We start from the raw sequence: 24,341 nt of genomic DNA, 5'->3' as shown, positions 1-24,341 counted from the left end.
CAAAACGATGAATATCAATACCAGACGAAGCTTTATAAAAAAATCAGCAATGCTAGGTTTAGCAGGAGCAACACTGCCACAATTCGGATTTTCTGCAAACAAAAAAGAACAAAAAGTTATGAATAATACAACGACAAGACCAAAAGTTCTATTTTTTGATGTTAATGAAACTTTACTAGATCTCACAGCAATGAAAGAAAGTGTTGGAAAGGTTTTAGGAAACAGAAGCGATTTATTACCATTATGGTTTACTACAATGCTGCAATATTCATTGGTAACCACAGTTGGTAGACAATACAATGATTTTGGGATTATTGGCTCTGCAGCCTTACAAATGGTTGCTGCAAACCACGGTATCACCTTAACTGAAGACCAAGCTAAAGAAGCGATTTTAGGACCATTACGCTCAATTCCTGCACATCCTGAAGTTAAACAAGCTTTAACCGATTTAAAAAAGGCAGGTTACAAACTTGTTTCATTTACAAATTCATCTAATATAGGCGTAGAAACACAATTTAAAAATGCAGGCTTATTAGATTATTTTGATCAGCGCCTAAGTATTGAAGATATCGGAAAATTTAAACCACATACAGACGCCTACGATTGGGCAGCGAGAACAATGGGTGTAAAACCTAATGAGTGTTTATTAGTCGCTGCACATGGTTGGGACATCGCTGGTGCGCTTTGGGCAAACTGGAGAGGTGCTTTTGTCAGTCGACCAGGTGCACAACAATACCCATTAGCACCTACTCCAGAAATTGCTGAACCCAATTTAAAATGCATTGCAGAAAAGTTAATTGCTATAAAATAAACGTATGGAAAAATTAGAAAACAAAGTGATTATTGTTACCGGTTCTTCTAGAGGTATTGGAAAAGAAATCGCTGTTCAATTAGCAAAAAATGGTGCGACTGTTATTGTTAATCATTCAAACAGTACAAAAGAAGCTGAGCAAACAGTTAATACTATTGTAAGTGAAGGCGGAAAGGCTTTAGCAATAAAAGCCGATGTAAGCAACAAAGCCGATGTTACACAGTTGTTTGATCAAAGTATTTCTAAATACGGAAAAGTGGATGTGCTTATCAATAATGCAGGTGTTATGATTAGTAAAGCCATTAAGGATAATACTGAAGATGATTTTACAAAACAATTCGATATTAACGTAAAAGGTATATTTTATACATTGCAAGAAGCTTATCACAAATTAGCAGATAATGGTAATATTATAAATATATCATCTAGCACAGTGAAATTAATGTTTCCTACTTACGCTTTGTATTCTGCATCTAAAGCTGCTGTAGAACAAATGACACGTGTATATTCTAAAGAAATTGGTAGAGGTATTTCCGTAAATGCGTTGGCTCCTGGAGCTACAGAAACAGAATTATTTTTAAACGGAAAATCACAAGAATTCATTGATAAACTGAGCAGCATGAATGCTTTTAACCGATTAGCCAAACCATTAGATATTGCAAAAGTTGCTGTGTTTTTAGCAAGTGATGATTCTAAATGGATATCTGGCCAAGTTATAGGAGCAAATGGTGCTTTAGTTTAGAATTAATAGAAAAATATTAAAATTCAATTTTTAAAATAATATATGAAAGCCAACATTTTTACACTTATTCTTTGCGTTGTTTTAGCATCTTGTAACGATACTAAAAAGCCAACTTCAACAGAGCCAGAAATCGTTAAAACGGAAACCATGTCATTTGATAATAAAGGACATGAATTAGTTTACAACCTCACAAAAAAAACTGGGAATTATCAAACACTTCTTAATAAGAAAGATGTTGTTTATACCTACACGTACAAAACACCTGCAGGAGAGACAGATAGTACCACAGAAAAATATATTTTCGATGGTGAATTATCTTATGGTTTATATAACCAACACGAAAGAACATTAGCTAATCTTGAAGGATCTATTGAACAAGGTTGGGACGGAAATGAATACTGGCTTAAGCATAACGGTAGCGTTTTAAATGACGAAGCGTATTTAAAAAGAGTCGCTTTTAATAGACCAACAAATTTTTATTGGTTTTCCATGTTTCAAAAACTTTTAGATCCAGGTTTAAATTATGAACATTTAGGAGATAAAACAATTAACGGAAAGGATTACGATGTCGTAAAAGTATCTTTTGTTTCAGAAAACGATAAACCTACAGATATTTATCAACTCTACATAAATAAAGCAACAGGCTTAGTCGACCAATTTTTATTTACTGTGGCTGACTTTGGTGTAATGGAAACGCCATTTCTAATGGAACTAGAATATGAAAAAATTGATGACCTATTAATTCCAACAAAGCGACAATATAAAAAATCGAATTGGGATGCAGAGGTATCAGACCAACCTTGGATTTATGTCACTTGGACTAACATTAAATTCAACAATAATTTAAAAAAGGAAGACTTTAAAAAAGAAAATACTATGAAAGATAATACTGCGGCCTCTTTAAAATCTCAGTTAGAAGAAAAAAAGGCCAATTTTGAAAAAAACGCAGACGACACTAAAAAAAAAATCTATAACGAAGGATTTGCTGACGTCGCAAACAGCGACATCCTAAGTAAAGCTAAAAATGTTGGTGATATAGCACCAAACTTTACTTTAAAAAATGCTTTAGGTGAATCGGTTACATTAGAAGACTACTTAAAAAAAGGACCTGTAGTGTTAACATGGTATAGAGGTGGTTGGTGTCCTTATTGTAATTTAACCTTAAACCAATTACAACAAGAATTATCAAATTTTAAAGCCAGTGGAGCAAACCTACTAGCCTTAACACCAGAATTACCAGATGAGTCTATTAGCACCAAAGAAAAGCATCATTTAGAATTTGAAGTGTTAAGTGACATTAGTAATAAAGTAGCAAAAGACTATGGCATTGTATTTCAACTTACAGATGATGTTGCCAATATTTACAACAAATCATTTGAATTAAATAAACACAATGGTGATGCTTCTAATGAACTGCCATTAGCTGCAACTTATATAATAAATGAAGAAGGAAAAATTGAATACGCATTTTTAGATACCGATTATCGAAACAGAGCTGAACCCTCTGAGATTACAGCATTTTTAAAGGCATCTAATTAAGATGACTTTTTAAATACATTGTTTATTAATAGTTTGTTTTTGTTTACTAAAAAAGTCATTAATTTATTTTAATGGCTTTTTTTATGGTTAATCTCCAAACTGTTAAATTCAAGAACAACATTTACATTAATTAAACAAAGAGAACCAAGGCGTTCATAATTTTTCAACTAACTTCGTTTATGCAATGAAATAACATTGTCTTTATTCTAAAATCTATTAAACTAACCGAAACCCATAGTGTCCCTAAACGTTCAACTCCTACTCGACTTCAAGAATATGGTGTTGGGATTTTTGACGCTTGTGCTACAAAGTCTGCTTTAAAGAAAGCCTTAAAGAAAAACTATATTTCGGTTAATAGTGAAATTGCAACCTCTGCCACATTTATAAAAGGAGGTGAAACCATTACATTATCTATTCCAAAACATGTTACACCTAAGAAAAGGTTAATCTTTAAACTTAAGGTCATTTATGAAGATGACTATTTAGCTGTAATCCATAAACCTGCAGGTATTTTGGTAAGTGGTAATCACTTTAAAACCATTACCAATGCATTGGTTCAGAACATAACACCAAGTAGCCTACCAGATGCTACAAAACCACAACCTGTTCATCGTTTAGATTTTGCAACCACAGGTCTTTTATTAGTTGGTAAAACAAGCAGCAGCATAAGAGCTTTAAACAAGCAATTTGAAAACAAAACCATTAAGAAAACATACGTTGCCATAACTATTGGTGATATGACTAATACTGAAGGTATCATCACTTCTGATGTGGATGATAAGTCCTCACAATCTAAATATAAAGTTGAAGAAACAGTTTTATCTCAACGCTTTGGCAAACTCAACTTAGTGCATCTAGAACCATTAACAGGACGACGACACCAATTGAGAATTCATCTATCTGAAATGGGAAACCCAATTTTAGGCGATAAGGATTATGGTATTGAAAATTTAATTTTAAATGGTAAGGGTATGTATCTTCATGCTTGTTCTTTAGACTTCACACATCCATTTACAAATGAAAAAGCGTCTTTAAAAAGTGAATTACCTGAGCGGTTTAAGAAGATATTTAGCTCCATTTAATTTACCATTAGTAAGAAAGCTAGTGCTTGACTTTGTAGATTTAAAACCCTAACTTCGTTTAACGTATGATATAAAACATTGAAACGCTTTTATATCATCGAACCATTGCCAACAATGCTCGAACTTAACAGAGGTTTTTCAAAAACCTAAATGTCGATTTAATCGAGCTAAAATGTATATCAAAAAAATAATTGTTACGATTTTAAAAAATATTATAAACTATATCACTTCAATAAAGCTTAAAATTATTATGAAACAGCATTATTTAATAACTTTTTTTATCTTCTATTTACAATTTGGCTTTGGGCAGATTTTATTTGAGGAAAACGTTATAATTGATAACACATATTTCCCTGATAATCCAATAGGTATCCAGGCAACAGACTTGGATGGTGATGGTGATTTGGATGTTATATCGGCATCTAGTGGTGACGATAAAGTTGCCTGGTATGAAAATTTAGATGGTTTAGGCAAGTTTGGTAGGTTACAAGTGATTTCAAGTAGTGCCAATGGCGCGATTTCTGTGTTTAGTGCAGATTTAGATGGTGATGGTGATATGGACATTCTGTCTGCATCTTATAATGATGATAAGATTGCTTGGTACAAAAACTTGGATGGTGAAGGACAATTTAGTTCAGAAATTATAATCACCACAAATGCAGATAATGCGCGATCGGTTTATGTGAGCGATGTCGATGGCGATGGTGATATGGATGTTATGTCTGCTTCCAGAAATGATGATAAAATTGCATGGTACGAAAATTTGGATGGTGAAGGTAATTTTGGTTCCGAAATAATCGTCACTACCAATGCCGATGGTGCATATTCAGTATTTTCTATAGATATCGATGGTGATGGTGATATGGATATACTTTCAGCATCAAACACCGATTATACTATAGCTTGGTACGAAAACATTGATGGCCAAGGAGCTTTTGGTGCAGAAACAATAATCTCAGATACCGTAACTGATGCTAGAGAGGTTTTTGCAATAGATTTAGATTCAGATGGTGATATGGATGTGTTATCGGCTTCCGGTAATAGGATTGCTTGGTATGAAAATGCAGATGGTCTTGGAAATTTTGGTACACAACAGCTTATTGCTTCAAATGTTGATAGTGCCAGAGGCGTTTATGCTTCAGACCTTGATGGTGATGGCGACATAGATGTGCTTTCGGCTTCTAATGGTAATAATAGAATTGCTTGGTATGAAAATACGGATGGCTTAGCCAATTTCGGTGCTGAACAAGTCATTACCAACAATACGATAGGAGCACAAGCTGTAGTGTCTTTTGATATTGATGGCGACGGAAATAACGATGTGCTTTCCTCATCTCTTTCAGATGACGATAAGGTCGTTTGGTACAAAAACCTAGATGGCTTGGGAGATTTTAGCTTGGAGCGCATGGTTTCATATAGTGCGCATGGCGCATCCTCAATCTATCCAGCTGATGTTAATGGTGATGGCATTATGGATATTGTAGCTACTTCGGCAGTTGATGATAAGGTATCATGGTTCCAACATAGTGATGGTGAGGGGAACTTTGATTATCAACAAATCATTTCAATGGCTGGCAATGCACCACAATCTGTTTTTGTCGTCGATATTGATGATGATGGTGATGGTGATGTCCTTTCTGTCTCTAGTATTGATGGTAAGGTGTTATTACATAAAAACATGAATGGTCAAGGTGATTTTGATATAGAATATACCATTGACGTGAATTTGGATAGTGCCTTTTATATTACAGCAGCAGATTTAGATGGTGATACAGATGCTGATGTTTTGGTTGCTACATCAGATTATGTATCTCGTATTGTATGGTATGAGAATTTAGATGGCCAAGGTACTTTTGGTGCGCTGCAGGAAATTGCTTGGGATGCAGATGATAGTAACCAGTCGTCTGTTAGTTTGGGAGATTTGGATGGTGATGGCGATTTGGATGTACTGTCCTCATCTCAACATAATGATACCATAGATTGGTATGAAAACTTAGATGGGCAAGGGACATTTGGTAGTCAGCAGATTATTTCAACAGCTGTAGATGGTGCAGAATCAGTTTCTGCAGCAGATATAGATGGCGATAGCGATTTAGACCTGATTGTAACCAATATGTATGGGAGTGTAAAAGTATTATGGTTCGAAAATTTGGATGGTCAGGCAAATTTCGGACCACCCAACGCAGTATCTTCAACGATGGAATTGGCGACCTCAATTGGTTATGGAGTAGATGTTGATAACGATAATGATATCGATATATTGGCTGGATCATCGAATACAGCATATGACGACATCTTTTATTATGAAAATATTGATGGTTTAGGCAATTTTGGGAGCAAACAACTTATAGCTGAAGACATTGGATCTTTAACTGATATTCATTTATTGGATGTTGATCTAGATGGACAAATGGATGTGGTAGTATCTGCTTTTCTTGAAGATAAAATCGCTTGGTATAAAAATATCGGTTTACCTGCCAATCAAATTAATGGTAGTGTCACTTATGATACAGACGATGATGGTTGCGATTCTCTTGATACACCTTTAGAGCATATGTTGGTATCTACTACTAATGGTTCAGACGTATTCTCTACGTTCACATTGCCAAACGGAGTGTTTCAGTTATTCCCAAGTGAAGGAAGTTTTACAACTGAGCTTATCAATGAAGAACAGTTGCCATATTTTACCATTTCACCACATTCTCAAATTTCTGATTTTTTAGGTCTCGGAAATACAGATAATGTGGATTTTTGCATAACACCTAATGGCACATTTAATGATTTAAGTATCAGCGTATACCCAATATTAGAAGATCCAAGGCCAGGTTTTGATACAATATATGAATTGACCTATACCAATCAAGGTACTACGGAATTAAGTGGAAACGTGACATTTCAGTTTAATGATTCTAAATTAAATTTTCAGTATGCAACGCAAACTGTAAATTCGCAAACAGCAAATACACTAACTTTTAATTACACCAATCTGGAGCTATTCGAATCGCGGACATTTTTTTTGATTTTTAATGTTTATGAACCACCAACCACTAACATAGACGACATTTTGGCAACGACTGCAACGGTAAACCCAGTTGCTGGTGATGAGACCGACAACGACAATATATTTACACTAGAGCAAACAGTAATAGGTTCTTACGACCCAAATGATATTACTTGCCTGGAAGGTGAACAGATATTGATCGAAGATACTGATAAATACCTGCATTACCTTATTCGTTTTCAAAATACAGGAACCGCAAGTGCCATCAATGTTCGTGTGGAAAACGTATTGGATGCCAAACTCGATTGGACCACCATGCAACTGGAAAGTCTAAGCCATAATGGTCGTGTGGAAATCGTAAATGGCAGCGATGTAAGCTTTATTTTTGATGCTATCAATTTGCCAGACAGTACAAGTGATGAAATAAATTCGCATGGTTATATTGCCTATAAAATCAAGCCATTGGATAATGTTGCGATAGGTGATATCTTTTACAATACAGCGGATATTTTCTTTGACTTAAACCCACCAATAACGACCAATACAGCTGCTACGGAAATTGTAGAAGCTTTAAATATTAACGACTTTGGTATTAAAACAGTAACATTATTTCCAAACCCAACCAAAAATCTTTTATGGATAAATTCAAATAATTCAATTGAGAAAGTTAAGCTATTTAACAACTTAGGACAGCTTTTGTATTCAAGTACAAATACAGACTCTATAAATTTGTCAGGCTTCAAATCTGGAATTTATATAATTGAATTACAATTTAATAATCAATCATACGAAAGAAAAAAAATTATTAGACAATAGATAATAAAACACTATTGGCAACGCCGTGTATAATTAATTGCTAGGTTCTTCACGACTTGCGAAAATTCCTGCGGAATTTTCGCAAGTCGTGAAAGTTTGCTAATTTAGTTGCTTAACCACGCAACTAACCATACACAAAACCATTAAACGAAAGTCCAAAAAAATCACCCATTCTTAGCCGCTATCCACTTACTCATATACTTTGTACTCTGCATACTTTGATGCATCAACAATTGACCAATAAAATTCTGTTCGCGATGTGTTTTTAGATTCTTGCAAAGTGATATGATATGCGCAGCAAAATCAGTTTCAAAATCTAATCGATTAAACCGTTGTTTCAAAATATCAAAACCGTTTTGTTGCTTTTGTTTCCAGATATCAGGAGTATTATAAAGTAAAACCGCTTTTTCAGCAAAATTCTCAGGTTGGTCTTCTATAAAACCATTTGCTTCTAAATCACCAAATAGGCCTTCGGCTGCAATGTTAGTCATAACGGTAGGTGTTCCGTTCTGCATAGCATCTGCAAGTTTACCTTTTAGTCCTGCACCAAAACGCAACGATGCCAAACATACTTTTGCGTTTTCCATCACTTCATTAACATCTTCTGCAAATCCCTTAATTAAAAAGCCTTCTTTTTTATTGTTGAGTTGGGTTACTTTTTGAGATTCGTAAGCACCATAAATATGTAATTCGGCTTTAGGTAATTGTTTTCTTATCAATGGCCAAATGGTTTGTTTCAAATATAAAACAGCATCGTAATTTGGTGCATGTAGAAAATTACCAATGGTTACAAAATGTTGTCGTGCTTCAAAAATTGGTAATTTGTTTATAGCGTCTTGTTCTATTGGTTCTAATAAAAACGGTAAATAATAGAGTAAACTTTTATCTATTTTAAAGTGTTCTGTTAGTATCTCTATTTCAGCTTCAGAAATCATTATACTTAAATCGCATCGGTAAATACTTGCAATTTCGCGTTTTGTAATCTCATTTTGCAAATGTGAGATAGAAACAGATTCATTTTGTTTTAAAGCTACTTCCCTAGCCTTTCTTAAGCCGTGAAAATCTTCAGTATCTAATAACCTTAACGCATCAGGACATTGCTCCGCAACACGCCATCCATATTGTTCTTCGGTCATAAAGCGATCAAACAACACAGCTTCTGGATTTAAGTCTTTTATAAATTCATCAAAAGAAGAATCGTTTAAAAGTATAGGTTGTGTTTCAACATTAATACTGCTTAAATCAAACGTATTATTAGACGTTTTTGCTGCAGATACAAACGTCACCTCATAACCTTGTTTCTGAAATTGCACAACTAACTGCAACATTCTGCTACCAGCTGCAGAACTTTTAGGCTCTGGCCAAACAAAACCAATAACGAGTAACTTCTTTTTCATGACAAATTATAATTGATAAAACTAAAATCCCAAACTCCAATAAGACTGATTTTGGAATTTGGGATTTATAAACTGAGCTTTATGTGTTTATTGAGCTTCCTCTAAAAACGCATATTTTAAACGTACCTTTTTTGCCCAAGTAATCACAGAATCAATTTGATCTTGCGATAATTTTGCTTCACCATGCGTCCATGTATAACTATCTAAAGGCATTTCTTTCTCCTCTACCATTTCAATTAACTCATCGAGTTTATGGTCTTTTTTCTTATCGCTATAATCATTCCATTTAGAAACATCAAAATGTTTTTTTCCATCCGCAACATGCTCAGCTAGCCAATAGTTAACTGGTGTAATATTGTTGTACCAAGGATATCGCGTACTATCACTATGGCAATCGTTACAGGCATTCGTTAAAATCATTTTAACGCCTTCGGGTGGATTAGTATCTGCATAAAAAGCTTCTACAGAAGAGAAATCTCCTTCGTTTTTATCTGGTCCAAAAAACTGAGCAATTATAAATACCACTAAAAGTAAGAGTACTATTTTCTTTATGATCTTCATTTTTTATTAATTTTAGACGTCTAATTTAATCATTTTCTTTTGACCAAAGCAGAACTCTACAAAGAATTAAACTACGTTAACCATTCGCGAGACAAACGATTGAAATACGCTAACCTCGTTATTGACAATCCGGAATTAGTTGTACCACTTCTAGAAATTCTTTTTGATGTAAATGATAAAATATCGTGCAGAGCTGCTTGGGTTTTTGAGTTTATGTGTGGTAAAAAATTAGAAGCTATAATTCCTTTTCTAGATACGTTTACAGAGCACATAAATAAGGTTCACTTAGATTCTGCCGTAAGACCTGTAGCTAAAGTCTGTGAATACATTACAAAAACTAATTACGGCAAAACCGACCATTTAATTAAAGCTCATCTCACCGAAAAGCACAAAGAAAAAATTATTGAAGCTTGTTTTGACTGGATGATTAATGATGAAAAAGTAGCCGCAAAAGCTTATAGTATGGTCAGTTTGTATTTATTAGGAACAGAATATGATTGGATTTACCCTGAATTAACGCTCATTTTAGAACGCGATTTTCAATTTCAAAGTGCCGCCTTTAAAGCTAGAGCAAGACAAATTTTGAAGAAGATAAAGAAATGATTAAAGACTAAAAAACTCTCTACTCAAAACCCATAACTCCGAACAATCTTCATTATATTTGATGCTTCAAAAAAATCAAATAAAATGGCACTTTCACCTCTTAATGCAATTTCTCCAATCGATGGAAGATATAGATCTAAAGTAGAAAAATTAAAAGACTATTTTTCTGAAGAAGCACTGATTAAATATCGTGTTTTGGTAGAAATCGAATACTTTATTGCGTTATGTGAATTACCATTACCTCAACTAGCATCGGTAGATCATTCAATTTTTGAAGACTTAAGAAACATTTATAAAAACTTTACTGCTATTGATGCTTCTGCAATTAAAGAGATTGAAAAAGTTACCAATCATGATGTAAAAGCAGTTGAGTACTTTATTAAAGATAAATTTGATGCTTTAGAGTTATCAGCCTATAAAGAGTTTATTCACTTTGGATTAACATCTCAAGACATTAATAACACAGCAATTCCTTTAAGTATTAAGGATGCTATGAATGATGTTTATGTCCCTGAGTATTTTGAGCTTTTAGAAAAAATTGAAGGCTTAGCTAAAGATTGGGAAGCAATACCAATGCTGGCAAGAACACATGGTCAGCCAGCTTCACCTACACGTTTAGGTAAAGAAATTAGTGTTTTTGCGGTGAGAATGAGGGAACAATTTAATTTACTAAATGATGTACCAAGTGCAGCAAAATTTGGTGGTGCAACAGGAAATTTTAACGCTCACAAAGTGGCTTATCCTAATATTGACTGGAAGGCATTCGGAACAAAATTCGTTCAAGAAAAATTAGGCTTACAACATTCTTTTCCGACAACTCAAATAGAACATTACGATCATGCTGCTGCCTTATTTGATGGCTTAAAACGTATCAATACTATTATAATAGATTTAGATAGAGATATATGGACTTATGTTTCTATGGATTATTTTAAACAAAAAATTAAAGCTGGTGAAGTAGGCAGTTCTGCAATGCCACATAAGGTAAATCCTATTGATTTTGAAAATAGTGAAGGAAACTTAGGTATAGCTAATGCTATTTTTGAGCATCTTTCTGCAAAATTACCTATATCTAGATTACAACGTGACTTAACAGATAGTACGGTTTTAAGAAATGTTGGTGTACCATTTGGTCATACCATTATCGGATTTAAATCTACTGTAAAAGGTTTGGGTAAATTATTATTGAACGAACCTAAATTTGCACAAGACTTAGAAAATAATTGGGCTGTGGTTGCAGAAGCAATTCAAACGATTTTAAGACGTGAAAGCTACCCAAACCCTTATGAAGCTTTAAAAGGTTTAACAAGAACGAACGAAGCGATTACGCAAAGTTCTATTTCAAATTTTATTGATACCTTAGAGGTTTCAGAGGCTATTAAAACTGAACTAAAAGCTATTACACCAAGTAATTATACTGGTATTTAATATTTAAAACTGTGAAATTTATACCTAAAACTAAAGACGGCATTGCACTAACTTGTGTTTCAATAATTGCATTTAGCTTCTTTATAGCAGGTATATTTGATATTCTTAATAATTTCATAGTACAACTCCTTATATTTCTACTTTTTGGATGCTTATTAGCTGTTGCGATAGGCTACGCCTTTAAAAATGAACATAAAAAAAATCGTCTTGAAGACAAGCTTCAAGACGATTCACATTAACATTTAAATAAAATTGTCAGTTTATTTAAATTATTTACTTAAAAAAATCTCTAAGTGAACTAAGTTGACCTTCATCAATATCTGCTTTATCTAAAACAGTACCTAAGGACATTAATTTTCCGGCATTCATATCATCACCTATAATTCTAGCAATCATAAAGCCTTTATTATTGGCACTACCAAAAATGATGAGTTCTTCAATATTATCTACATCTCCTAAAAATTTCACCACAAATTTTCCATCTTTTGAATTTCCCCCACGCATCAACTCTTCGTATTTAGGGTTCTTTAATAAGGAATTTACTTTTTCTAATTCTAGTTTGTAGTCTTCAGCTTCAGTATCCTCTTTCAAAAAAGTAAGTACGTTTAAATTATCTACAGACTTATAAGCTTCCATTTGCTCTTCAGTCATATCTAATTTTTCTACCTCAACGATACTTTTAGGAATATCAAACGTGACAAAACCTGGCTTTAACTCATTATCTACGTAGTAGGTTTGCAATGTTGGTCCTTGATTACAGCTCGTAAAAGCTGTAATCAGAAGCAACACTACTATTGATTTTTTGATTGATTGTATCATAATATTAATCTTTATTTTCTCCTGCTTTCTTCAATTGCTCACCTCCAGGAATATCCATTTGACTTGTAATTTTAGATATTTGTCTTAAATCTATCTCACCTGTTAAAGAAATAACGACAGTTTCAAACTTAAATTCTTTACCGTTTATTTTTACACCTTCTTCATCTGTAAAATCGTTTAATCCTGTCATAAACATTAATAGTTCCTTAACATGGTTTTCATCTTTACCTTCTCTCACATAAAACTTAACCGTTTGGTCACCATCTTTAAAGCGCATTAGCTCTTCTAATTTTGAAGACTTTAAATAACTAGCAACTGTACTCGTCATGCTTTTTGATGCCGCTTCATCACCAGTTGTAAACACCTTTAATCCAGTTATTTTATTAACCATTTCAACGTATTCTTTGCCTTCAGAATCTTCAACATTCATTCCCATTGTTGCCAACATTCTGAACATTTTTTGATTTAGAATAAAAGATGTAATATTCTCTTTATCTTCTAGTTTATCAATTGCCGTCTGACCAAATGATGTTAACGTTGATAGCATTAATACAGCTATCAGAATTGTTTTTTTACCCATTTTTAAGTACGATTTATAATTTTTCATAATTTCTTGTTTTTAATATTTAATGATTCTAATTCTTTAATAATTTGTTTGTTGTATTACTATACACTGCGATGTAATTGGCTTTTCCCATTCCTTTATTAAAGTTGTCTCCAGCCATATCGAGCGCATTCATTCCATGCAAGCCTTGGTTTAAATTATTAGAAATTAAGGCGAGCGCTTGCTTTGTCTCTAAATATAATTTCTGTTCTTCTGGCGTATAATCCGCTAGAGTTTTTGGTCCACTATTCCAATTAGGAATAAATATCCCAAGCATTAAAACAGCCACAGCTGCGACAGAAATCCATTGATACAATTTTGTTTTCTTAGTGTTTAATGGAACGTCTTTGGTGTACTGCTCTTTTTTTGATTCTAAAAAGTATTGAAACATTGGTTTGTAATGTTCTAAATGTGGTGCTACATCGTCGCTTAAGAAATACGCTTTTAATTGCGCTTCTTCCTTAAGTGTAGTCTCAGCATTGTTATACTTTTCTACTAATTCTTCTATATTATTTAATACCATATCCATGTGTACTAGTTAATTTTTCTCTTATTGTTTTTCGTGCTCTAGATAAATTGACTCTTATTGCTGTTTCATTCATATCTAGCATCTTTGCTATTTCTGCGAAATCATATTCTTCAATATCTCTTAATTGCACTATTATTTTTTGTTGCTCTGGTAGGTCTTCCATTATTTTAGAAACCCAATCCACACTATCTTTTGCTTCAACTTGTTTTTGTAGCGACGAATTGTTATCCGTATAATTACTGTGAACAATTTTTAAATTCTGCGCTTGTTTCGATTTTAGTCGATCTAGACAAAAATTCTTTGTCATGGTCATTGAAAACGCTTCTACATTTTTATAGTCTTCAATTTTTTTATTATTCTTCCACAATTTCAACAGTATTTCTTGCGTAGCATCTTCAGCTTCTTCCCTAGAAACTAGTAGTCGCTTTGCTAAACGAAATACTTTATCCTTAAAAGGCATAACAATATTTACAAAATCTGCCTGCTTCATTACTTTTTTTGGTTGGTTGGTGAAGTTGATTATTACTCGCCTTCATTATTACGACGAGCCACTTTATCTTTTGTTACAAAGATTTCAATTTTTTATAATATTGTGAGTAAATTTAGAGTTTTACAGTTAGATGTAAAGAATTGCTATTAAAAAAGAAAAAGAGATTATGAAAAAAATTAAAATTTTACTGCTTAGTTGTATTGTACTTTTTTCGGTAACAAGTTGCTTTGATGATTTAGATGATAATATTATCCCTTCCAGCACATTAGAGCTTAATGATTTTGTTTGGAAAGGAATGAATGCTGTTTATTTATACAAGCCCGAAATTCCGAATTTGGCAGATGATAGATTTACAACAAATATTGAATACACTGAATATTTAAATGACTACGATACGCCTGAAGAATTATTTGAAACCTTAAAATATTTACCAAATACAGTAGATCGATTTAGCCGAATTTATAGTAACTATAATGAATTACAAGATTTACTAGATGGCATAACACTTAGTAATGGGATTGAATATAACTTATATTTTGTACCAGGAAGTGATTCTGAAATTTTTGGAGCAATAACTTTAGTACTTAATAATAGTGTGGCTTCAGACTTAGGACTAGAACGAGGACAAATCTTTAGAGCTGTCAATGGTCAAAACCTTAGCTCTAGTAACTACGTTGATTTATTAACTACTAACGATTACACCTTAAATTTTGCTGATTACGATACTAACGGAACTACAGAAACTGCTGATGACACCGTAACGCTGAATTCCGAAAGTGCTAGTTTAACAAAAGTAACATACACAGAGAACCCTATACACAAAACCGAAGTTTTAGATATAAGCGGAATTAAAATTGGTTATTTAATGTATAATGCATTTAATGGTGGATTTAATGATGCTTTAAATAATGCGTTTGGTGAATTTAATGTTGCTGGTGTAACAGAGCTTGTTATAGATTTAAGATATAATGGAGGAGGTTCTGTACAAACTGCGGCTTATTTAGGCAGTATGGTAACAGGTGGAAACACTGGTGATATCTTTTCTAAAACCTTTCATAATGAAAACTTACAAAGTCGTGACACCAATTACTTATTTACCAATTCAATTACTGGTGGTGGTTCTATAAATAGTCTTAACCTATCAAAGGTTTATGTCTTAACTACAAGTAAAAGAACAGCTTCAGCCAGTGAACTTGTTATAAACAGTTTAAAACCATACATCGAAGTCATTGTTATTGGAGAAAATACTGTAGGAAAAACACAAGCATCAAGTACAATTTATGATTCGCCTACTTTGTTTACTCAAGAAGGTATAAACCTTGGTCACACCTATGCTATGCAACCTCTTATTGCTAATTCTACTAATGTAAATGATGAGTTAGTACCAGGAACTGGTTTATTACCAGATATTGAACTTACAGAATCACCTAGTAACTTTGGTATTCTTGGAGATATCAACGAGCCTTTATTAGCCGCTGCTATTCAAAATATAACTTTTGCAGATAGATCTTCTAATCAAACAAACGAGGTTTATAAACTTAGAGAAGTGAAACAAAAAATAGCACCTTTTGAACAAGATATGTTTATTGATTAAAGGAAATATACTGAATAAAAAAGCCGCTTTCTATTGCTAAGAAAGCGGCTTTTTTTTATACTATTATACTAAGGTTTTCTATTAATTGAAATAAATTCCTCCTGGAATAATACCTGTATCTGCAAAGTTTGTTACTTCATTTGAAGATAAGCTGTATGATAAAATCATACCATTACTTGTGTAATCGACAGCATCAACTCCATATAAAACATTGTCTTTAACTTCCATTCCATAAAAGTTTAAACCTGTAAGTTCTGCTGATGTTGGTAGTACTGTATCATCTGTATCCATTTTGTAAACGCTTCCAGATAAATAATAGTAAAGTGTTCCGTTTTCTAATGCTAAATAGCTTGGGTGTTCTGTACCTGCAAAGTCAATAGAGGTTACGCCATAATCACTAGTATCTATTTTAGATAATTTCCCACCAGTTTCACTACCTGTCCAAGATGGTGTTCCACCTGCTAAAACCCATAAATCGCCATCAGCATCTAATCTTAAAGAATTTGGCACATCTCCTACTGTTACTGTAGTAGACACAACATCTGTAACAGCATTAATTACTGAAATAATATTGTTTTGACTGTAACCACCTTGATGCGCTACGTAAATAATATTGCCGTCTGCCAATATTTTTTCTGGGCCTTCTTCTACAGTGATAGTTTGTGAACTAATTGTATTAGTTGTCGCATCAATAATGGCAACATAATCATCAGTTGCAACGCCACCATCACCCCAATTTGTAACATAACCTTTCCCATTTGCAAAAGCTATATACCTTGGGTTGTCTAAACCAGTATTTATTGTTGCTACAGATTCAAAAGTGTAACGGTTTACAATTTCAATTGCATTTGATGCATTTAAAACAATGTAAGCTAAATCGTCGTTAAAGGTTATACTTTGAGCTGTATCTCCTAAAGCTCTATCATTTACCGTACTAAAAACATTATTTTCTATAATTGATAAATCATTAGAAGTATATGTAATTGAGGCATTCCCTTGTCCAAAATTACCTTGATTTGAAACTATAATCCCGTTTTCGTAATCTCCTAGAGATTCATTTCCTGTATTATCGTCATCACTACTACACGATGAAAATAATAACGTTACTGATAAAAAGAGTAAAGTAATTTTTTTTGAAATCATTTTGTTTTAAAATTTAAGTGTTAGTTTAATATTGAAATTTCTGTTTGGCATTGGTCGCAATGCCACGTTTTCGTAATAAGTGTTATAAATGTTATTTACTTTTAAATCTAGGATGTAATTTAATTTTCCGGCTGCATTCAAATCATAAGAACAGCCCAGATTTCCAACATCATAACCATCTAATGAGCCACCAATAATATCTACTTCTCCAGTAAATAAGTGTTGGTAATAAGCCGTAAATGATTTAAAATTATATGATAAAGCTGTATTGCCTTTATGAAGTGGCACATAATATAACGGCTGATTTTTTTCTACATCTTCCGTTTCTGTGTAAGAATACGCTGTTACTAAATTAAAGAGATGCGCATTAACTTGTTTTGAATAACCAAGTTCTACTTCTAAACCATAATGCTTAGCATTAGCAATATTTACAGGATTCCAATAGTTGGTTTCAGCATTTGGTCGCCATTGAATAAGGTCTGAAGTTTCAATGTAAAAGGTGTTCAGTTTTAATTGTAACGATTTTAATATTTTAAGTTGGTGACCTAAATCAAATTGAAAAGACTCTTCTGGTTCTAAGTCTAAATTTCCACCAGGATTCCAATACAAATCATTAAATGTTGGCACTCTAAAGTTTTTAGAAGCATTAAACTTTAATGTATAAGTTTCTGCTACTTTGTAACTTAAATCTCCTGCAAAAACTAAAGGACTTTTAAAATCTGAAATCACATCTTTTCTAACATTTATGTTGTATCTAAATTTTGATGAAAATTGATGATTTAATATGGCAGTAGCAGAAAAAGCATTTCGTTTTGGATCTACATAACTATTTCCTTCAGCCGTAATATAACTGTAATCTGTAATAACACTCAAAGCCATATTTTTAGACAGATTACGCTTATAATGATGCTTAATGAGCCATGTTTTTGCTTGTCCTTTAGAGTAGTTATTTAAATCTTTGTTTTCAAAATATTTAAATTGTTCTAATAAATGTACCGCTTTTAAACTCGACGTAAAATTATCTCCAACATGAGCCCATTCTAACATGCTACGGTAATCTTCAGTTTCATATTTACTATTAGAAGGCGCTAATAAGGTTGAAGAAAATGCTCTATCGCTTCTAAAATTCTGATGGTAAACTTTTAGAACATCCTTTTGAGATAAAACATAACCTAAGTTTAGATTAAGGTCTAAATTATTAAAAGCACCATTTTCATTTTTTTCAGCTGAACCAAGAATTCGATAATCATTTTCGGTTCTCACATAAGAAATACCTGCACTACCAGACCATTTGTTATTACCAAAGGATAAATTATAACTGGCATTCTCAGTTTCATAACTTCCATAACCCAATTGCAGCCTATGATTTATATGCTTTGTAAAATCTGAATCATTAGATAAATGCACACTTCCACCAATGGCGCCACTTCCATATTGCACACTTCCGCCTCCACTTCTTATACTTATAGAATTGTAATTAGCTGCAGATATGGTATTAAAATCTACTTGTCCGTTCAGTTGCGAATTAATATTAATACCATTCCAAATTACAGCAGTTTGAGATGCATTGGTTCCTCTAAAAGACGCTGAAGAAACCATACCATAACCATTCTCTTTGAAATAAATATTAGAATTAAAACGTAAAACATCGGTTAATGAGTTTCCATTTTTTCTGAGAATAGAATCACTTAAAACGGTAAGTTTATAACCTTCGTTATAATGTTTCAACTTAACATCACTCAACACAACTTCATCCAAGCGCTGAATAGAATCAGTGGACGTTTGTGCCTTGGCAACGCTATAAAAACATAGCAATAAAAAAAAGAATACTATACGTGTCATACTGCAATCACTTTTATCCCGAAAGTTTTACTTTATTTGTTAAAAATGGCAGGTCTCCTGACTCGTGTATTACTATTTGTCTTCCCAAAGCGTCATTGTATAATCGATTTTTTTTTCGTCGACTATGGCAATTTGTTTCTTCAGTGACTTGAAGTGTAATAGTAATCATCACATAATGTGACTAAACTTACAGTTGCGGGAACAGTTCTGGTATCTAACCAGATTCCCTTTTAATCCATTCAATTAAGAATAGAACCAAATTTCGCGACAAAGGTAAGCTTTTATAGTAATCTATTAAGTGTAGTTGATTACTTTTTCTTATTCATTTTGTAGATGAGATAAATGAATCCAATTAAAAAATGTGCAATGATTATTCCTGCAACGATATATAGTGTTAAATTTGAATCGCCTCTCATAATAGAATTTTTATCAAAATTAATGAGAAGTTTACAATTTATAAGTTACAAATGTTACCTATGAAATATTTCAGAATTTTATTACTATTTATTCTTATTAGTTCTTGTAAAAATGAAACTAAAAATGACTTACAAGACTTAAGTGAAACAAAACAAGTCGCCTTAAAATATGCTGAAGGTTTTAAAATTATAGAATCTAACGACAGTAAAACTATAGAGATTACTAAACCTTGGCCAAAGGCAGAAAAGAAATACACCTATTTATTACTCTCAAAAGAACAAGCTGCAAAAATCACCTATAATAAGGCAGATTATGATGGTGTTATTATTACACCAATAAGCAAAACTGTGGTGACTTCTACTACTCATATTCCTGCTTTAGAGCTTTTAGGTGTTGAAGAAACACTTATTGGTTTTCCAGGAACTAATTATGTATCCTCAGAAAAGACTAGAAAATTAATAGATATTAAAAAAATCAGAGAACTAGGAAAAAATGAAGGTATTAATACTGAAGTTTTATTAGAACTAAATCCAGATGTGGTAGTTGGTTTTGGTGTAGACGGTATAAATAAAACGTTCGAAACTATAAAAAAGGCAGGAATTCCTGTCATCTATAATGGTGATTGGGTAGAAGCTTCTGCATTAGCAAAAGCCGAATGGATAAAATTCTTTGGTGCATTATTCAATAAAGAAAAAGAAGCCGATTCTATATTTAATACTATTGAAAAAGAGTATTTAGCAGCAAAGGAGATTGCCAAACAAGCCAAAAGCAGACCAACAGTTTTAAGTGGAGCTATGCACAAAGATGTTTGGTATTTACCAAATGGCTCTAGTCCAGAAGCGCAATTCTTAAAAGATGCTAATGTAGATTATTTATGGCAAGACACAACAGGAAACGGAAGTTTAGCCTTAAGTTTTGAAGTCGTTTTAGACAAAGCTAAAGACGCTGACATATGGTTAAGTCCCTCTTATTATAGTAGTTTTGAACAGCTAGAAAAAGCCAACACTCTCTACACTAATTTTGATGCTTTTAAAAATAAAACAATTTATTCATTTACAAATAAAACAGGCGCAACTGGTGGTGTTTTATACTATGAATTAGGAACTGCAAGACCAGACTTAGCTTTAAAAGATATAATTAAAATTGCACATCCTGAATTGCTTAAGGACTATCAACCATGTTTTTTCGAAATATTAAAGTAAATGACTCTTCCTCATTCTTCAGAATGATTTAATAAAAAATGAAAACCAACTACACATACTCATTTATAATCTTAATAGTAATCTTACTATTTTGTTTTGTACTTAACATAAGCTTGGGTTCTGTAAGCATTCCGTTTTCTGAAGTTATTGGTTGTCTTTTTGGCACAACTGATAATAATACTTGGCAAATAATTATTACCGATTTTAGATTACCAAAAGCCATTACAGCAATTTTGGTAGGTTCTGGCTTAGGGATTTCAGGCTTATTAATGCAAACCCTATTTAGAAACCCATTAGCTGGTCCCTTTGTTTTGGGTATTAGTTCTGGTGCAAGTTTAGGTGTAGCCATTGTTATTTTAGGTTCTGGCTTATTTGGTGGTTTATTTGCGTCAATTTTAATTTCTAAATGGAGTATTGTAATTGCTGCTAGTTTAGGTAGTTTTTTGGTGCTTCTTGCTGTTTTAGCTGTATCCAGTAAAGTGAGAGATACTATGGCTATATTGATTATAGGTTTAATGTTTGGAAGTATCACTGCTGCAATAGTGAGCGTACTCTCTTACTTTAGCACTGCAGAACAATTACAGCAATACGTATTTTGGGGATTTGGCAGTTTAAGCAATTTATCTTGGGAAGAATTACTCATTTTTATTGGTATTTACGGTTTAGGAATTGTACTTAGTATTTTTTCTATTAAAGGACTTAATGCTTTTCTACTAGGTGATAACTATGCAAAAAGCTTAGGGTTAAACTTATTACAAAGCAGGTTTATCATTATTTTTGCTACAAGTTTAATCGCAGGAACCATTACCGCTTTTGCAGGACCAATTGCATTTATTGGTTTGGCAATTCCGCATTTAACTCGGCAAATATTTAGAACATCAAATCATAAAGTATTATTACCTGCTGTATTTTTATTTGGAGCTATAATAATGTTAATTTGTGATAGCATAGCACAAGTACCACATAGTGATTACACTCTGCCAATTAATGCTATCACAGCTTTAATTGGAGCTCCTGTAGTCATTTGGTTATTAGTTAAACAGCGAAAAATGATGTTTTAAAAATAATTTAAAATATGAATTTCAACACAACCACCAAATTATTTATTATTTGTACTTTCTTTATTTTGGGTTGCAAACCCATAAAAACAACTCCAAAACTGAAGTTTGTTTTTAATGAACAAGAGCTAGAAGAACTGCAAATCTTAAGAAATTTTTTCCTTAATGATATTTTAGAACTCAACGAAGAAAACTTTTGTTATGATTTTAAAGAAAGGATATTAGAATTAGATGCTTCTGGATACGCTTCAATAAAACGAGAACAAGTAAATGAACTTCTTAATTCTATTTCAAAAGCAACTTTTAATCAAGTTTGGGATTTTAAAAGTGAAACACGAATAAGAAATAGCTTAGGAATCTATGAGTACCTTGTACCAAAAAAAGGAAGTAAATACTTTCGTTTTTTAGAAAGAAACACAAAATTTAATTCTCAAATTAAAAATTATTATAATGAAACCATGAGTTCTGGCGACTTTAGCCATTCAGCAATGCTAAATTACATCAATAGTGACACACTCGATTTTGATTTAAATAATTCTGATATTCTCATGGTACTAGCAGTCCATTTTATTTCAATTTGTCGTGATAATAATTCACAAACAACTTCATTATATGATGGTATGTAAAAATAGAACTCTAAAGGCCACCTAACTTTCTATTAGTTATAAAAGAACGAAATCTGATACTGTCCTTGTCTATTTGGAAGCATTACTATAGCCGTTGTGAGCGTACTCTCCTACTTTAGTTTAGCAGAACAATTACAACACTATGTCTTTTGAAGATTTGGTAGTATTGCTCATTTTCTTCGGGATTTATGCTTTGGGAGTCACACTTAGCATCGCCTCAACTAAAGTACTGAATGCCTTATTATTAAGAGATAATTACGCAAAAAGTCATGGATTATCTTTGAATACAAGCAGATTCGTTATTATATTAGCCACCAGCTTAATTGCTAGAAACGTTACCACCTTTGCTGACCCTAAAGCATTTATCGGATTAGCGATTCTGCATTTAAGTAGGCAAATATTTAAAACCTCAAATCATAAAATATTATTGCCTGCTGTATTTTTATTTGGCACCATAGTAATGCTAATTTGTAATAGTATTACTCAAGTTACTACTAGTGAGTATACCCTTTCCTATTAGCGCTATCAATGCGTTAGTCGGTGCACCAGTAGTAATTTGGTTACTTGTAAAACAGCGGAAAATAATATTTTAATTATGTAAAACATGAATTCAAAAACTCCCCTAAGTTTTTGTAAGATTGGCACTGTTAAACCCTTAATTACCGCATTAGCATTCTCTATGTTAATGGGATGCTCGTCTTATAAAACAACTAACGAACTACAATCTGTCTTTGTTTCAGATGAACTTAAAGACCTTGAAACTATCCGATCCTTTTTTGTTGAGGACATTATGCAGCTAAATGATGATAATTTTCACTTTAAATTTAGAAGTGAAATGCAAAAACTAGAGGCTAATGGTTTTGCCTCTGTTGAACCCAAGAAGATAGACAACCTTTTTAATTCTGTTACAGAAGAAACGTTTAATGAAATTTGGCAGCCTAAAACTCATAAACCAAGCAGACGTAGTTCTGTTGCTTATGAATATTTAGTACCTAATGAAAGTGGAAAATACATTCAGTTTTTGGCTAAAAACACCCAGAATAACTCTAAAATAAAAGAATACTACGACAAAGTCCGTAAATCTGGGAATTTCAGTCATTTATCAATGCTAAATTATTTGAATGATGATACATTAGATTTTGATTTAACAAATACAAATATTCAGATTGTATTAGCAATTCATTATATTAGTATTTGTCATGACAATAATATTACCAGTAATTAAATGAATAAGTGATTAATAATAAAAGTAATACCATCCTTAAAACACATCAACTTTCTATTGGATACAAAACCAAAAAAGTTGAAACAACTATTGCTTCTCATATTAATTTCCAATTACAAAAAGGAGAACTCATAGGCTTAGTAGGTGCAAATGGAATTGGTAAATCAACACTATTAAGAACCCTCATTAAGGTACAGCCGCCTTTATCTGGTACTGTTGAGATAAATAATGAAGACATAGAGTCTACCTCTACTTTAGAGCTAGCTAAACAACTAAGCATTGTTTTAACCGAACCTTTATTGTCTAAAAATCTATCAGTTTTTGAACTGATTGCTTTAGGTAGACATCCATATACCAATTGGGTTGGTAATTTATCTGAAAACGATTTGTCTGTTATAAATAATGCCTTACAATTAGTTAATATTTCTGAGCTAAAAGACAAAAAGTGCTACGAACTTAGTGACGGTCAATTACAAAAAGTTATGATTGCGCGTGCTTTAGCACAAGACACAACTATAATTGTTTTAGATGAACCAACGACACATCTAGACATGTACCACAAGGCATACATTTTAAAACTACTTCAAAAATTAACAAAAGAGACAGGTAAAACAATTCTATTTTCCTCACATGAAATTGATTTAGCTATTCAATTATGCGATACAATGATTGTAATGCAAAAAGACAAAGTAGTTTGCGACCAACCTTGTAGATTAATAGAAACCGGTGTTTTTGAAACCCTTTTTCCTAAGGATTTAATCTCGTTTGATGATAAAACAGGGAGTTTTAGAGTTTCTAAATAATTGCATTCA

The 24,341-nt window shown here is 32.6% G+C and carries 23 protein-coding genes and 1 riboswitch; of the genes, 15 read left to right on the top strand and 8 right to left on the bottom strand.

Going from position 1 to position 24,341, the window contains the following annotated elements:
* Nucleotides 1–7: 7 nt before the first annotated feature.
* The 5 genes from Q0807_RS05610 to Q0807_RS05590 all read left to right on the top strand — a co-directional run bounded on the left by Q0807_RS05610 (nt 8) and on the right by Q0807_RS05590 (nt 7,991).
* Nucleotides 8–811 (top strand): haloacid dehalogenase type II, encoded by an 804-nt coding sequence (locus tag Q0807_RS05610; RefSeq protein ID WP_299107366.1) that lies wholly within the window; start codon nt 8–10, stop codon nt 809–811.
* 4 nt (nt 812–815) lie between these two features.
* Nucleotides 816–1,553 (top strand): SDR family oxidoreductase, encoded by a 738-nt coding sequence (locus tag Q0807_RS05605; RefSeq protein WP_299107364.1) that lies wholly within the window; start codon nt 816–818, stop codon nt 1,551–1,553.
* Nucleotides 1,554–1,595: 42 nt separating this feature from the next.
* Nucleotides 1,596–3,092, top strand: a complete 1,497-nt coding sequence (locus Q0807_RS05600) for a peroxiredoxin-like family protein (protein ID WP_299107362.1) — start codon at nt 1,596–1,598, stop codon at nt 3,090–3,092.
* Nucleotides 3,093–3,286: 194 nt separating this feature from the next.
* On the top strand, nt 3,287–4,174 hold the full coding sequence (locus tag Q0807_RS05595) for an RluA family pseudouridine synthase (protein ID WP_367180237.1): 888 nt from the start codon (nt 3,287–3,289) through the stop codon (nt 4,172–4,174).
* 250 nt (nt 4,175–4,424) lie between these two features.
* Nucleotides 4,425–7,991: a T9SS type A sorting domain-containing protein gene (locus Q0807_RS05590; RefSeq protein ID WP_299107360.1), complete on the top strand. Its 3,567-nt coding sequence runs from the start codon at nt 4,425–4,427 to the stop codon at nt 7,989–7,991.
* Between the two features lie 164 nt (nt 7,992–8,155).
* Here the strand turns inward: Q0807_RS05590 and Q0807_RS05585 are convergent, their stop codons facing one another.
* Together Q0807_RS05585 and Q0807_RS05580 are read right to left on the bottom strand one after the other, a co-directional pair.
* Nucleotides 8,156–9,388, bottom strand: a complete 1,233-nt coding sequence (locus tag Q0807_RS05585; protein ID WP_299107357.1) for a glycosyltransferase — start codon at nt 9,386–9,388, stop codon at nt 8,156–8,158.
* Nucleotides 9,389–9,475: 87 nt separating this feature from the next.
* The gene (locus tag Q0807_RS05580) at nt 9,476–9,949 is read right to left on the bottom strand and encodes a heme-binding domain-containing protein (protein ID WP_299107354.1); all 474 of its coding nucleotides are present in this window, start codon (nt 9,947–9,949) and stop codon (nt 9,476–9,478) included.
* A 39-nt stretch (nt 9,950–9,988) separates the two neighbouring features.
* Here Q0807_RS05580 and Q0807_RS05575 point away from each other — a divergent pair, with 39 nt between their 5' ends.
* The 3 genes from Q0807_RS05575 (at nt 9,989) to Q0807_RS05565 (ending at nt 12,219) form a co-directional block, all read left to right on the top strand.
* Nucleotides 9,989–10,552, top strand: coding sequence for an adenylosuccinate lyase (locus Q0807_RS05575; protein ID WP_299107352.1), 564 nt, complete (start codon nt 9,989–9,991; stop codon nt 10,550–10,552).
* Nucleotides 10,553–10,636: 84 nt separating this feature from the next.
* On the top strand, nt 10,637–11,980 hold the full coding sequence (gene purB, locus Q0807_RS05570) for an adenylosuccinate lyase (RefSeq protein ID WP_299107350.1): 1,344 nt from the start codon (nt 10,637–10,639) through the stop codon (nt 11,978–11,980).
* Between the two features lie 11 nt (nt 11,981–11,991).
* The gene (locus tag Q0807_RS05565; protein ID WP_299107348.1) at nt 11,992–12,219 is read left to right on the top strand and encodes a hypothetical protein; all 228 of its coding nucleotides are present in this window, start codon (nt 11,992–11,994) and stop codon (nt 12,217–12,219) included.
* A 34-nt stretch (nt 12,220–12,253) separates the two neighbouring features.
* On the opposite strand, the gene Q0807_RS05560 is transcribed toward Q0807_RS05565, so the two are convergent.
* The 4 genes from Q0807_RS05560 to Q0807_RS05545 are packed head-to-tail and all read right to left on the bottom strand — an operon-like array spanning nt 12,254 to nt 14,422.
* Nucleotides 12,254–12,799: a DUF4252 domain-containing protein gene (locus tag Q0807_RS05560; protein ID WP_299107346.1), complete on the bottom strand. Its 546-nt coding sequence runs from the start codon at nt 12,797–12,799 to the stop codon at nt 12,254–12,256.
* Nucleotides 12,800–12,803: 4 nt separating this feature from the next.
* Nucleotides 12,804–13,406, bottom strand: coding sequence for a DUF4252 domain-containing protein (locus Q0807_RS05555; RefSeq protein WP_299107343.1), 603 nt, complete (start codon nt 13,404–13,406; stop codon nt 12,804–12,806).
* Nucleotides 13,407–13,434: 28 nt separating this feature from the next.
* Nucleotides 13,435–13,932 carry a hypothetical protein gene (locus tag Q0807_RS05550; RefSeq protein WP_299107340.1) on the bottom strand — a complete coding sequence of 166 codons (498 nt, stop codon included), beginning with the start codon at nt 13,930–13,932 and terminating at the stop codon, nt 13,435–13,437.
* A complete protein-coding gene (locus Q0807_RS05545; protein ID WP_299107338.1) occupies nt 13,913–14,422 on the bottom strand; it encodes an RNA polymerase sigma factor in 510 nt (169 codons plus the stop codon). The genes Q0807_RS05550 and Q0807_RS05545 overlap by 20 nt, the downstream gene beginning before the upstream one ends.
* A gap of 166 nt (nt 14,423–14,588) precedes the next feature.
* On the opposite strand from Q0807_RS05545, the gene Q0807_RS05540 reads away from it, so the two are divergent.
* Entirely contained in the window at nt 14,589–16,016 is a 1,428-nt protein-coding gene (locus tag Q0807_RS05540) for a S41 family peptidase (RefSeq protein ID WP_299107336.1), read from the top strand.
* 81 nt (nt 16,017–16,097) lie between these two features.
* On the opposite strand, the gene Q0807_RS05535 is transcribed toward Q0807_RS05540, so the two are convergent.
* Together Q0807_RS05535 and Q0807_RS05530 are read right to left on the bottom strand one after the other, a co-directional pair.
* Nucleotides 16,098–17,159 carry a YncE family protein gene (locus tag Q0807_RS05535; RefSeq protein ID WP_299107334.1) on the bottom strand — a complete coding sequence of 354 codons (1,062 nt, stop codon included), beginning with the start codon at nt 17,157–17,159 and terminating at the stop codon, nt 16,098–16,100.
* 6 nt (nt 17,160–17,165) lie between these two features.
* A complete protein-coding gene (locus tag Q0807_RS05530; RefSeq protein ID WP_299107332.1) occupies nt 17,166–19,001 on the bottom strand; it encodes a TonB-dependent siderophore receptor in 1,836 nt (611 codons plus the stop codon).
* 29 nt (nt 19,002–19,030) lie between these two features.
* Nucleotides 19,031–19,276: riboswitch (cobalamin riboswitch) on the bottom strand.
* A gap of 201 nt (nt 19,277–19,477) precedes the next feature.
* Between Q0807_RS05530 and Q0807_RS05525 the strand changes: the two genes are divergently transcribed.
* From Q0807_RS05525 to Q0807_RS05500, 6 genes are all read left to right on the top strand, one after another.
* Complete coding sequence (locus Q0807_RS05525; protein WP_299107330.1) at nt 19,478–20,620, top strand: ABC transporter substrate-binding protein; 1,143 nt, start codon at nt 19,478–19,480, stop codon at nt 20,618–20,620.
* Between the two features lie 38 nt (nt 20,621–20,658).
* On the top strand, nt 20,659–21,681 hold the full coding sequence (locus tag Q0807_RS05520) for an iron ABC transporter permease (protein WP_299107328.1): 1,023 nt from the start codon (nt 20,659–20,661) through the stop codon (nt 21,679–21,681).
* A 14-nt stretch (nt 21,682–21,695) separates the two neighbouring features.
* The gene (locus Q0807_RS05515) at nt 21,696–22,304 is read left to right on the top strand and encodes a hypothetical protein (protein ID WP_299107326.1); all 609 of its coding nucleotides are present in this window, start codon (nt 21,696–21,698) and stop codon (nt 22,302–22,304) included.
* Between the two features lie 142 nt (nt 22,305–22,446).
* On the top strand, nt 22,447–22,824 hold the full coding sequence (locus tag Q0807_RS05510) for an iron chelate uptake ABC transporter family permease subunit (RefSeq protein WP_299107324.1): 378 nt from the start codon (nt 22,447–22,449) through the stop codon (nt 22,822–22,824).
* An 84-nt stretch (nt 22,825–22,908) separates the two neighbouring features.
* Nucleotides 22,909–23,529 carry a hypothetical protein gene (locus Q0807_RS05505; RefSeq protein ID WP_299107322.1) on the top strand — a complete coding sequence of 207 codons (621 nt, stop codon included), beginning with the start codon at nt 22,909–22,911 and terminating at the stop codon, nt 23,527–23,529.
* A gap of 8 nt (nt 23,530–23,537) precedes the next feature.
* On the top strand, nt 23,538–24,332 hold the full coding sequence (locus tag Q0807_RS05500; RefSeq protein ID WP_299107320.1) for an ABC transporter ATP-binding protein: 795 nt from the start codon (nt 23,538–23,540) through the stop codon (nt 24,330–24,332).
* Nucleotides 24,333–24,341 lie beyond the last annotated feature (9 nt).

Origin of the sequence: uncultured Winogradskyella sp., from assembly GCF_947495255.1 — a bacterium.
In the GTDB taxonomy this organism is placed as follows: Bacteria; Bacteroidota; Bacteroidia; order Flavobacteriales; family Flavobacteriaceae; genus Winogradskyella.
This window is presented reverse-complemented; position numbering and strand designations above follow the sequence as displayed.

Coding starts and splice junctions, on each gene's coding strand:
- Q0807_RS05555 (WP_299107343.1), bottom strand. CDS start 13,406: ATGAAAAATTATAAATCGTACTTAAAAATGGGTAAAAAAACAATTCTG.
- Q0807_RS05540 (WP_299107336.1), top strand. CDS start 14,589: ATGAAAAAAATTAAAATTTTACTGCTTAGTTGTATTGTACTTTTTTCG.
- Q0807_RS05505 (WP_299107322.1), top strand. CDS start 22,909: ATGAATTCAAAAACTCCCCTAAGTTTTTGTAAGATTGGCACTGTTAAA.
- Q0807_RS05560 (WP_299107346.1), bottom strand. CDS start 12,799: ATGATACAATCAATCAAAAAATCAATAGTAGTGTTGCTTCTGATTACA.
- Q0807_RS05515 (WP_299107326.1), top strand. CDS start 21,696: ATGAATTTCAACACAACCACCAAATTATTTATTATTTGTACTTTCTTT.
- Q0807_RS05535 (WP_299107334.1), bottom strand. CDS start 17,159: ATGATTTCAAAAAAAATTACTTTACTCTTTTTATCAGTAACGTTATTA.
- Q0807_RS05510 (WP_299107324.1), top strand. CDS start 22,447: ATGTCTTTTGAAGATTTGGTAGTATTGCTCATTTTCTTCGGGATTTAT.
- Q0807_RS05590 (WP_299107360.1), top strand. CDS start 4,425: ATGAAACAGCATTATTTAATAACTTTTTTTATCTTCTATTTACAATTT.
- Q0807_RS05530 (WP_299107332.1), bottom strand. CDS start 19,001: ATGACACGTATAGTATTCTTTTTTTTATTGCTATGTTTTTATAGCGTT.
- Q0807_RS05585 (WP_299107357.1), bottom strand. CDS start 9,388: ATGAAAAAGAAGTTACTCGTTATTGGTTTTGTTTGGCCAGAGCCTAAA.
- Q0807_RS05580 (WP_299107354.1), bottom strand. CDS start 9,949: ATGAAGATCATAAAGAAAATAGTACTCTTACTTTTAGTGGTATTTATA.
- Q0807_RS05520 (WP_299107328.1), top strand. CDS start 20,659: ATGAAAACCAACTACACATACTCATTTATAATCTTAATAGTAATCTTA.
- Q0807_RS05605 (WP_299107364.1), top strand. CDS start 816: ATGGAAAAATTAGAAAACAAAGTGATTATTGTTACCGGTTCTTCTAGA.
- Q0807_RS05525 (WP_299107330.1), top strand. CDS start 19,478: ATGAAATATTTCAGAATTTTATTACTATTTATTCTTATTAGTTCTTGT.
- purB (WP_299107350.1), top strand. CDS start 10,637: ATGGCACTTTCACCTCTTAATGCAATTTCTCCAATCGATGGAAGATAT.
- Q0807_RS05550 (WP_299107340.1), bottom strand. CDS start 13,932: ATGGATATGGTATTAAATAATATAGAAGAATTAGTAGAAAAGTATAAC.
- Q0807_RS05610 (WP_299107366.1), top strand. CDS start 8: ATGAATATCAATACCAGACGAAGCTTTATAAAAAAATCAGCAATGCTA.
- Q0807_RS05545 (WP_299107338.1), bottom strand. CDS start 14,422: ATGAAGCAGGCAGATTTTGTAAATATTGTTATGCCTTTTAAGGATAAA.
- Q0807_RS05600 (WP_299107362.1), top strand. CDS start 1,596: ATGAAAGCCAACATTTTTACACTTATTCTTTGCGTTGTTTTAGCATCT.